Origin of the sequence: Alishewanella sp. HH-ZS (assembly GCF_001704375.1) — a bacterium.
GTDB lineage: Bacteria > Pseudomonadota > Gammaproteobacteria > Enterobacterales > Alteromonadaceae > Alishewanella > Alishewanella aestuarii.
Map to the genome: position 1 here is coordinate 1 of NZ_LZEJ01000060.1, position 10,524 is coordinate 10,524.

At 50.5% G+C, this 10,524-nt stretch carries 9 protein-coding genes; 4 read left to right on the forward strand and 5 right to left on the reverse strand.

Features of this window, described 5'->3' with window-relative positions; all coding sequences use genetic code 11:
• Nucleotides 1-185: 185 nt before the first annotated feature.
• Nucleotides 186-2,204, forward strand: a complete 2,019-nt coding sequence (locus A9165_RS15640) for a cation:proton antiporter (RefSeq protein ID WP_065956575.1) — start codon at nt 186-188, stop codon at nt 2,202-2,204.
• 36 nt (nt 2,205-2,240) lie between these two features.
• Here the strand turns inward: A9165_RS15640 and A9165_RS15645 are convergent, their stop codons facing one another.
• A complete protein-coding gene (locus A9165_RS15645) occupies nt 2,241-3,305 on the reverse strand; it encodes a sulfate/molybdate ABC transporter ATP-binding protein (RefSeq protein WP_008607783.1) in 1,065 nt (354 codons plus the stop codon).
• A gap of 256 nt (nt 3,306-3,561) precedes the next feature.
• Here A9165_RS15645 and A9165_RS15650 point away from each other — a divergent pair, with 256 nt between their 5' ends.
• A complete protein-coding gene (locus A9165_RS15650; protein WP_065956569.1) occupies nt 3,562-4,578 on the forward strand; it encodes a porin in 1,017 nt (338 codons plus the stop codon).
• Between the two features lie 122 nt (nt 4,579-4,700).
• Here the strand turns inward: A9165_RS15650 and A9165_RS15655 are convergent, their stop codons facing one another.
• The 3 genes from A9165_RS15655 to A9165_RS15665 all read right to left on the reverse strand — a co-directional run bounded on the left by A9165_RS15655 (nt 4,701) and on the right by A9165_RS15665 (nt 7,752).
• Nucleotides 4,701-5,570, reverse strand: a complete 870-nt coding sequence (locus A9165_RS15655; RefSeq protein ID WP_065956570.1) for an MBL fold metallo-hydrolase — start codon at nt 5,568-5,570, stop codon at nt 4,701-4,703.
• Between the two features lie 61 nt (nt 5,571-5,631).
• Nucleotides 5,632-6,009 carry a redoxin domain-containing protein gene (locus A9165_RS15660; protein ID WP_255365748.1) on the reverse strand — a complete coding sequence of 126 codons (378 nt, stop codon included), beginning with the start codon at nt 6,007-6,009 and terminating at the stop codon, nt 5,632-5,634.
• A 234-nt stretch (nt 6,010-6,243) separates the two neighbouring features.
• Nucleotides 6,244-7,752 (reverse strand): NADP-dependent isocitrate dehydrogenase, encoded by a 1,509-nt coding sequence (locus A9165_RS15665; RefSeq protein ID WP_065956571.1) that lies wholly within the window; start codon nt 7,750-7,752, stop codon nt 6,244-6,246.
• Between the two features lie 128 nt (nt 7,753-7,880).
• Here A9165_RS15665 and A9165_RS15670 point away from each other — a divergent pair, with 128 nt between their 5' ends.
• Both A9165_RS15670 and A9165_RS15675 read left to right on the forward strand, forming a co-directional pair.
• Nucleotides 7,881-8,804 carry a LysR substrate-binding domain-containing protein gene (locus tag A9165_RS15670; protein ID WP_065956572.1) on the forward strand — a complete coding sequence of 308 codons (924 nt, stop codon included), beginning with the start codon at nt 7,881-7,883 and terminating at the stop codon, nt 8,802-8,804.
• 105 nt (nt 8,805-8,909) lie between these two features.
• On the forward strand, nt 8,910-9,851 hold the full coding sequence (locus A9165_RS15675) for a hypothetical protein (RefSeq protein ID WP_065956573.1): 942 nt from the start codon (nt 8,910-8,912) through the stop codon (nt 9,849-9,851).
• Here A9165_RS15675 and A9165_RS15680 read toward each other — a convergent pair.
• A complete protein-coding gene (locus A9165_RS15680) occupies nt 9,848-10,306 on the reverse strand; it encodes a GNAT family N-acetyltransferase (RefSeq protein ID WP_065956574.1) in 459 nt (152 codons plus the stop codon). The genes A9165_RS15675 and A9165_RS15680 overlap by 4 nt on opposite strands.
• Between the last annotated feature and the right edge of the window lie 218 nt (nt 10,307-10,524).

The window sequence follows — 10,524 nt, forward strand, 5'->3', positions numbered from 1 at the left end:
CTACTATTTGGAACAATTATTTAGTGCACTGGCAACAACAGTATTAGTTGCTCACTTTGTTGCAGAAATTCGAATAACGTCAGGCAAAAGCGCTCAGCAAGGTGTAATCAACGCTATCAGGCGCCATGAACTTTGATTACACTAGCCACTGCTATTTTTACCGCAGTTTTAAGGATAACGGACAGATGTCTGAGTTGTTTCCTATAACCAATCCGGTTGTTGTGTTTGCGATTGTTGCCAGCCTGATCCTGATCTGCCCTATTCTGCTCGCGCGCTACCGCTTACCCGGTATGCTGGGTTTACTCTTCGCCGGCGCCCTGCTTGGCCCCAATGCGCTCAATGTGCTGGCGCGGGACCAATCCTTTGTGCTCTTTGGCACCGTAGGCTTGCTGTATATTATGTTTATTGCTGCACTTGAAATTGATATGCAGCAATTAAAACGCTCCAAATCGCATACCTTGCTGTTTGGTCTATTCACCTTTGCCATCCCGCAGGCAACCGGTACTGCTATTGGCTTATTGCTTGGCTTTGACTGGCTGGCGGCGATACTGCTGGCCAGTATGTTCGCCTCTCATACGTTGCTGGCTTACCCTATTGCCAGCCGCTTAGGTATTAGCCGCAACCCTGCCGTAACGACTGCCGTAGGCGGCACTATTATTACCGACACGCTCGCCTTGTTGGTGCTGGCGGTGATTGCAACCATGGCCAAAGGCGAGCTTAGCGAGCATTACTGGCTGCAACTTGGCATCAGTTTAAGCCTGTATATCCTGCTTATTTTAGTGTTATTACCCAGGCTGGCGCGCTGGTTTTTTCGCAGTGTCGGCGGTGATGGTGTGGCGGAGTTTGTGTTTGTACTTGCCACGGTGTTTATTTGCGCCAGCTTCTCACATCTGGCCGGCGCTGAGCCGATTATCGGTGCCTTTTTAGCAGGATTAGCCCTTAACCGCATTATTCCGCATAACAGCACCCTGATGAACCGGCTGCAATTTACCGGTGAAGCCATTTTTATCCCATTCTTTTTATTATCTGTCGGTATGCTGCTGGATGTCGGGATTTTCTTCGCCAGCCTTAGAGCTTGGGTAATAGCCTTTGCTATGGTGGCCACGGTGATCTTAACCAAATGGGCCGCCGCTGAGCTGTGCCGGCTATTTTTGGGCTATAGCAAACCGCAAGCCCGGGTAGTGTTTGGCTTAAGCGTGGCCCAGGCCGCCGCCACACTGGCCGCAACCATGGTCGGCTATGAAATTGGCTTGTTTGATGAAGCGGTGGTAAACGGCGCCATTCTTATGATTTTGGTTACCTGCTTTTTGGCGCCCTGGCTGGTTGACCGCTACGGCCGGAAAATTGCGCTTAGCAGCCAACAGCAGCCCGAGGAAAGCATGGCTGAGCAACGGATTATGGTAGCACTGGCACCACAGCAACAGATGGAGCCCTTTTTACAGTTGGCGAAATGGCTGCGCGCGCCGGGCGCCCGTCAACCTGTGTACGCGATGACAGTGGTAGAAGAGCAGCGTGACCACAGCCTGCCGTTACAGCAAGCTGCCAGTCGACTGGAGCAGGCGGTCAGTTATCTGGCTGCCGCCAGTATTCCGGCTCAGGCCAAAACCCGGCTGGATCTGAATATCAGTGATGGTATTTTGCGTAGCCGCCGGGAACTGAATGCGACTGAAGTTATTGTGGGCTGGAGCGAACACAGCAGTACCGCCGAGCTGCTATTTGGCTCAATGTTAAGCCGCTTGCTGGCCGATCCGGGTTATACACTGCTGGTGAAGCGTCAGCTGTCACCACTACAACACGGTCAACGCTTATTCTGGCTTATTCCACCGAATGCAGAAAAAGAGGCCGGCTTTGCTGAAGCACGCGAGTTGGTGCAACGTCTGGCGCAACAGTTAAGTCTGACGGTACAGCTCTGTTGTCAGGATAACCAGGTCGCGGCTATCAAAGCCGCGCTGAATAAAGCCAATATCAGTGGTTACATTACCGCGCCGCAGTATCAGTTGTTACCCGATCAGCTGCATAAGCTGGCACCGACAGGTGACTTACTGGTGCTCTACGGCGTGCGTCAGGGTGGTCTGGCCTGGGATGCTGATCTGCCCCGTTTACAGCAAAGGCTGAGTCAGGCACTGCCGCACACTAATTTGCTGGTGATTTATCCGGCCGAACGGCAAGATCCCATCGTGACTGCCACCGTCGCTATCGCCTAGCCTGTCAGCAAAATATAGCGGGCTTTGCCAGCCCGCTTAGATCCCTTCCCCTAAAAACACCTTGCTATAACGTGGCAGGATCCAGGCTTGTTCGCCCTGCTTCAGGTTTAGTTGCTTAAACTGCTCTTTCGGCAGTTCAACGTGAATCAGCTGTTGATCGGATTCAGCCAGCACTTCCAAACGCACTGACGGACCAACAATGGTCACCAGATCCAGTTTTACTTTAATGGCATCGGGCTGTGGCAGGTTAAAGACATCAATTTCATGCGGCCGCACATAGGCCAGGCCGTCTTGCTCTTCGCTGTTGGTATATTCCGGTGACGGCACCCTTAACTGTCCGATACTGCTCTGGCCTTGTTTTACCCGGGCATGAAACAGATTTACATTACCTAAAAACTCATACACAAAGGGATTGGCCGGGTTGTCATACACTTGCTCCGGCGTACCTTCCTGCTCGATGCGGCCTTTGTTCATCACCACGATACGATCGGCCACTTCCAGCGCTTCTTCCTGATCGTGGGTAACAAAGACACTGGTGACATGAATTTCATCATGCAAGCGGCGCAACCAACGGCGCAGCTCAGCACGCACCTTGGCATCCAGCGCACCGAACGGTTCATCCAACAATAACATTTTCGGTTCAACTGCCAGAGCCCGGGCCAGCGCAATTCGCTGCCGTTGTCCGCCCGACAGCTGTGACGGATAACGATCGGCTGTCCAGCCCAGCTGCACTAACTCCAGCAGATTGTTCACTTTTTTGGCGATCTCCGCCTTCGAGGGGCGGAATTTTTTTGGTTTAACCGTTAAGCCGTACGCCACGTTTTCAAACACCGTCATATGCTTAAACAACGCATAGTGCTGAAACACAAAACCGACACCGCGCTCGGAGACATGCTGACCGGTAATATCTTCGCTATTAAAGCGGATAATGCCGCTGTCGGCCTGCTCAAGCCCGGCAATAATCCGCAGTAAGGTGGTTTTACCCGAGCCGGATGGCCCCAGTAAAGCGGTAAGCTCACCGGTTTTAATATTTAAATTAACATTATCCAGCGCCACAAAATTGCCAAAGCTTTTCCGAACCTGCTCAATACAAATGCTCATCACTGTCCTCTTTGCTTAAGCAAAGCTGCGTTATTTTTCATCAAAAATCTAATCTGGATCATAGCAATGCTTATGGATAACTTTAAAATCACATTTTCAATGCTGATATAGCCAAAAGGAATATATGGTTCCATACTACTGTTATAAGTTATTCCTAAATTACTAACCAGCTTGCTTTGCACTACTGCAAAAGAGTATTACAGTATTATGACTAAGGCGGAGTTCCTTAATCACAACCTCAATCCGGGAAATTCAGATGAAACTATTTAACTATTCTTTACTGGCCGCATCCTTACTGGCTGTGGGCTCTGTACAAGCCAATAATGTCGAAATCTATGGTTTAGCACATCTCTCGCTGGACCGTTTGGATAATGGCGTCGACAGCGGCACCAACGTTTCCAGTAACGCCAGCCGATTGGGGTTTCGTGCCAGCACCAAACTGGAAGGCGGTTTAGAAGCCTTTGTGCAGCTGGAGCAGACCATTCGTATCGATGAGGGTGCAGGTAGCTTTGCCGATCGCGATTCTTTTGTCGGCCTGCGTGGCGATTTTGGTACGGTAAAAATTGGGCAGTTCGATACGCCGCTAAAAGTCTTGCGCGGCAAGGTCGATCAGTTTGGCGATCGGGTGGGTGATATCCGTAACGTCGGCCGGGTCAGTGGCGGCGCCATTGGTAATGTGTTTGATGAGCGCTTTAAAAATGGTGTGGCCTATCAAAGCCCGACAGTCAATAACCTGACTTTTGCCTTTCACTATACGCCGCATAACAATACCGGCGCTACTGTAGATAACCTGCGCGAGTCTTACAGCAGCTCCATTACCTATGAGCAAAAAGGCATTTATTTAGCTGCGGCCTTTGAGCGTTTTGAAGGCACCGATGGTTTAAACCCGCAGGCGATCCGCCTGGGTGCTTACTATGATGTTACGGATGCTATCCGCCTAACGACGCTATGGCAAAGCGCTAAGGATATTCCGGGTGGCGATCGTCATCTTTACGGCGTGGGCGCTAGCTATAAGCAAGGTAACTATGTCTGGCGCGGCCAGGTTTATCAAACTGACGACAACGATACGGCCGACAGCGGCGCAACGTTATTTGCGGTGGGTGTAGACCGTAATTTCGGCCGCGAGCTGGTGCTTTATGCCGTTTACGGTATCACCAGTAATGATGACAATGCCGCCTTCCGTATCTCCGCCGGCGGCCGTGGCACCCAGTTGCCGGCAATCGCCGGTGAAGATAGCACTGGCTTATCGCTGGGGATTATCTACCGCTTCTAAGCATTTTAGGCTATGCCACCGGCTGGCAGCTGTAAACAATATCTACACCTGCGCAGACGTGGATAAACGCTGCTCAGGTGTACCTTAAGCTATTGATAGTCCTGCCTTTGAGTCGTCTTTTGCTACAACATGTTAATCGGAACTTTCAGATAAACCTGGCCATTATCTTCTTTTGGTGGTAACTGCCCGGCCCGGATATTGACCTGAATCGAGGGCAAAATCAGCCGCGGCATTGCCAGGGTTTTATCACGGGCTTCGCGTTTTTGCACAAAGGCCTCCTCTGATACATCATGATTTACATGAATATTATGCTCAAGTTGCTCGGCAACCGAGGTTTTGTATTCATGCCCCCGACCTTGGGTTGGATAATCATGGCAGATATAGATTTCAGTTTCAGCTGGCAAAGACAGCAATTTTTTGATCGACTGGTACAACGTTTTAGCACTGCCACCCGGGAAATCGCAACGCGCTGTGCCGACATCCGGCATAAATAAGGTATCGCCGACAAAGGCCATTTTGCCATTCACGATATAAGCCAGATCCGCTGGCGTATGGCCAGGGGTCTGCATTACCTTGATCGATAAACTGCCAACTTTGAGCTCTTCACCATCTTTAAATAAGCGATCAAATTGGGCGCCATTAGGCAGAAACTCTTTTTCTAAGTTGAAAATCTGCTTAAAAATTCCTTGTACTTGCTGAATATGTTCACCAATACCAATTTTGGCGCCAAGTTTTTCTTTAAAAAATGGTGCAGCAGAGAGGTGATCGGCATGGGCATGCGTTTCCAGTACCCATTCCACCTTAAAAGCTTCCTGCTCGACATAAGCCAGAATGTCTTCTGCACTTTTGGTCGAGGTACGGCCCGATTTGTAATCAAAATCCAGTACCGGATCGATAATCACCGCCAAACCCGACGTTAAATCCGCCACGACATAGCTAAAGGTTTCACTGTCGCTATCTAAAAAGGCTTTAACCTGTACTAAAGGATCCATAACCCCTCCTAAGAAGTGAAAGCAAGAGCTGCGGCGCAGCTCTTGGTAGCATCAGACGGTTTTACAGCGATTTTTTGCTGAAATACCAGTCGGTATATTGGTAACCTTGATCCTTACGGATTTCGGCATCCGCCATTGTTGCTGGTGGTGGTACGATAACATCTTCACCTGGCTGCCAGTTTTCCGGTGTCGCCACTTTATGTTCATCACTGGTTTGCAGCGCTTTTAATACCCGCAAGAACTCGTCGATGCTGCGGCCATTACTCATTGGGTAGTAAACCATCGCCCTTAAAATACCGTTTGGGTCGATAATAAAAGTAGCACGTACCGCAGCGGTATCGCTGGCACCCGGCTGGATCATGCCGTAGGCTTTTGCCACTTCCATCGATAAGTCGGCAATGATCGGGATCTGCTGGATAAGTTTTATTACCTGCCACAAGGAGGCGCTTATACCGCACAGGGGATGACGATGTCATTGAATGGTATTCCTTTTGGCGTGCGGATCCCTGGTATGGGACGATCCATCTATGCCGGATTTAACTATCAGTTTTAATTGTCACGCGGGTACGCATTCAGCAAAGAAGCTGTAACAGTCTGCATGATAGTAAGACTGTTACAGCAGCTGGAAACGCAATATATCCTATATAAACAACTTATTAGGGTAACGAAAAGGCTACTGCCCCTGCCCCAGTGCGAAACCGCGCTCACCGTTAAAACTATACAGGTTCTCGGTTTTCATCACATCCAGCCCGGCCTGGGTTAATGTTTGCAGCAGTTGCACAATATCCTGCTGTTTAACCTCCTGTGGCAGTTGCGTAAGTTGTGTCGATTGGGCCGGCATAAAACGGCAGCGCCAGTGGTCGGTACAGAAGGTTTCCGGAAAGCCTTCCGGCCATACTTTAACGCCACGATTAGTGATCATCTGTAGATGCAAGATACCTTTAGTCAGTGCCAGTAAACGACTGGCCAGCTGCTCCGGTGTAAAGTTACGTTCATGCAAAAAGATGTCGACACCCAATAGTACCTTATGCGCTGGTGTCGCCCGCTTATACAGGCTCTTTACTGCCGGCTGACGCGGTTGACTCTGATACTGCACCGGCGTAAAGCGCTGCGGCAAGCGCCCCAGCCGGGCAATGACGGCCTCTGCAAAGCCTGCTGTGCTAACCACTTGCTGGCTTTGCTCACCCTGCAGATCGGCGGTATGGATCCCCTCTTCCAGGGTTGCCAGCCAGGCATTATGCACGCGCGCTGCCACCTCGGCCTGACCGATATGCACCAGCATCATTACCGCTGCCAGTAATAAGCCACTGGGGTTTGCCACGCCCTGCCCGGCGATATCCGGCGCACTGCCATGAATAGCTTCAAACATGGCAATTTGTTCACCAATATTGGCGCTGGGGGCCAGGCCGACACTGCCGGTCATCTCGGCTGCGATATCACTTAAAATATCGCCATATAAATTGGGCGTCACGATCACATCAAAACGTTGCGGCTGGGTCGCCAAGCGGGCTGCGCCGATATCAATAATATAGCGTTCGGTCGCAATATCAGGATACTCTGCGGCTATCTCCTGAAACACCTTATAAAACAGGCCATCTGTCATCTTCATAATATTATCTTTGACCATGCAGGTGACTTTTTTCCGGCCATGGCTGCGGGCATAGTCAAAGGCATAGCGTACAATTTTTTCACAGCCCGGGCGGCTAATCAGCTTCAGGCACTGAAAAACTTCATCAGATTGACGATGTTCTATACCCGCGTACAGATCTTCTTCATTCTCCCGCACTATGACGATGTCCAACTTAGGATGCAGGGTTGCGACAAAGGGGGCATAACTGACACAGGGCCTTACATTAGCGTACAAACCCAGGGTTTTACGGATGGTCACATTAAGGCTTTTGTAGCCATCGCCGGCTGGCGTTGTCACAGGCCCTTTTAGAAAGACTTTGGTGCGGCGCAACGATTCCCAGGCATCTGGCGCGATTCCTGAACTGTGACCAGATAGATAAAGCTTCTCACCAATATCAATATATTCAGGGGCAATTCTGGCGCCGGCAGCGGCCAAAATATCCAGCGTGGCCCGGGTGATTTCTGGCCCTATCCCATCGCCCAGTGCGACGGTTACCGCTACCTTTTCGCACTGCTCTGTTGCCTCTGAGTTTAGGTGTTGCTTAGCTTGCATCTGAACTACTCCGACTGTGGTTGCTATGCCGGCACTGTAGAGCAGTTAAATCATTAAGAAAAATATTTAGTTTTAATCTTATCCATAGCTTAAAATCTATATATCAGCCAACCAGAGCCAACTTAGCGATGCCAGCCAGTACCCTCGCCCGTTTTCAACGTATTACGCCGCAACAACTGCGCGCCTTTGAAGCCAGTGCCCGCTTGTTATCGGTAACCCAGGCTGCGCGTGAGCTCTTTGTCAGTCAGCCTACGGTGTCAGTACAACTGAAAGAGCTGGCAGAAACCCTGGGCGAGTCCTTATTTGAGCAAAGTGGCCGTCAGATCCGCTTAACGCAGGCCGGCGAACTGCTGTATCAAACGGTACGCGAGCTTGCTGGCTGCTGGCAGCGGCTGGAATCAGAGCTGGCGGCAATTCATGGTTTGGTGCGCGGCAAGCTAAAAATTGCCGCGGTCACCACAGCCGAATACTTTGTCCCGGATTTGCTGGGGCCTTTCGCGCGTGCCTATCCAGGTATTGAAATTGAGCTCAGTGTCGAAAACCGCGATCGTATTGTGCAGCGACTAAGCCAGGGGCTGGACGATCTGACGGTAATGATGCTACCGCCAGCCGAGCTGGATTTGGACAGCCAGGCCTTTCAAACCAACAACTTGATTGTTATAGCCCCGGCGAACCATCCGCTAAGCAATAAAAAGTTGCGCCTAAACGAACTTAGCAGCGAACGCTGGTTAATGCGGGAAGCCGGTAGCGGCACCCGTAAAGTTACGGAGCAATTTTTTGCCGAGCAACAGTTTCAGCCGAATATTATGATGAGCCTGGGCAGTAACGAGGCGATTAAACATGCGGTCGCAGCCGGGCTTGGTATTGCGGTGCTGTCCGATTTGGCCGTCAATCAACCGGCCTGGTCAAATACCACTAATGGACTAACAACACTGGATGTCGCCGACTTTCCAATAGTCCGACAATGGTACCTAGTCTGGCGCCGGGATACCCCGCAAAGCGCGACGGCGCGTGGATTTATTGCTTATTTACAACAGCAGGCATCGGGCTGAATGTACTAGCGCTGGCGAAAAGTTCAGCGCCGTGCTAGAGTGCGCGCGATCCGGTTCCGGCTCAATTCAACCCCAATCCCAACACCATTCAGGTACCCAAAAACTATGTTCACTTATGTCGTAAACAAGTGCGCAGCCGTGCGCCTAAGCTTGTTGTTATTAGCGGCGTTATTACTAAGCGCCTGCGTCGCGCCAGCCTTGTTACTGTCACCACAGGGCCAGTTGATGTGGGCCATTATGAAGCCAATGGTTGGCCTCGATCCCAAGGAAGTGAATTTATTTGAGCAACCGCTGATTAAAAAGCGGCTGGAACCCTTACTGGGCGAGCATTACCAAACGGCAGTATCTTTGCTGAACACGGCAGATGAGATCAAACAGCAAGGGCCGCTGTTTTATGTTGCGTCCAACTATACGCCGATACCGCAGCTGGCTGAAAAAGCGGGCTTTGTCTGGAATGCCGAAACCAACCAGATGGCGGTATTAATCAGTAAAGGCGGTGTTACAGAGATTTTCGCCGAAGCGGTAGAGAAAAAGGCTAAGGCCGTGCTGCCAGTGTGGCCGGATGAGCTGGTAGATTACGCCAAAATGGCCAGTAATCCGGAACAGTTACTGCAACAGCAACTGGAACAGCAAAAACAACAATTACTTGAACAGCCGCAACAACAGCTGCAGCAAGCTATTGAGGCACAAAAACAGCAGCTAATTGACGCGCCTAAACAACAACTTAAGCAAGCGATAGATGCGCAAAAGCAGCAATTAATTGAAGCGCCCAAGCAGCAACTTGAGCAAGCCATTGATGCGCAAAAGCAGCAATTAATTGAAGCGCCCAAGCAGCAACTTGAGCGAGCCATTGATGCGCAAAAACAGCAGCTAATTGATGCACCCAAGCAGCAACTTGAGCAAGCCATTGATGCGCAAAAACAGCAGCTAATTGATGCACCCAAGCAACAGCTGCAGCAGGCTATCGAAGCACAGCTGCAACCGTTAAGCGAGCAGCCGGAGCCGCAGCTGAAAAAGCTGGCAGCACCAGTACCAAAACAGGATTAAAGGGCTTTTTGCATAAAAACGCTAAGCGGGTCCGGTTGATAATCGGCAAAGGGCCCGCACTGCAGATAGCCATGCTGCTGATACAGCTGCCGCGCCGGCGCAAAATAAGGTTCGGCGCCGGTTTCCAGATACAAGGCAGTTACGCCTTCGGCTTTGGCGAACTGCTCTAAGTGTGCCAGTAGCGCCTTCGCCACCCCTTTACCGCGGGCAACACGAGCAGTACGCATCGACTTAATTTCTGCCATAGCGGCAGCATGCCGCTTCAGTGCAATACACCCCAGCAACTGTCCGTCCTGCCACGCACTCCAGAACACAATATCCGGCGCTTTTAACCGTTCCAGATCCAGAGCATGCACGCTTTCCGGTGGTGAGGTCGCATACATATCAGCCAGATGTTCACTCAGCAGATCCTTAATCGCCTGGCTGGTCAGCGGATCGCGGATAATGGTCAGCATAGTTTTGTTTTCCCTATATTTAATAAATTCTTACCTATAACCAACAAAAAACCACAACACGTACCTGTTTTCAGGCTTAGTTTTTCCGATCAGTTATGCCATAGTAGAACGAAAGTAGTAGTGGACACCTGAGGTATCCCCAGAAATTTTGTAGTTAAAATAAAAATTTAGGTGATTAGGGAACATTCATGGCGGTTCCCGATCTGATTATTCGCCAA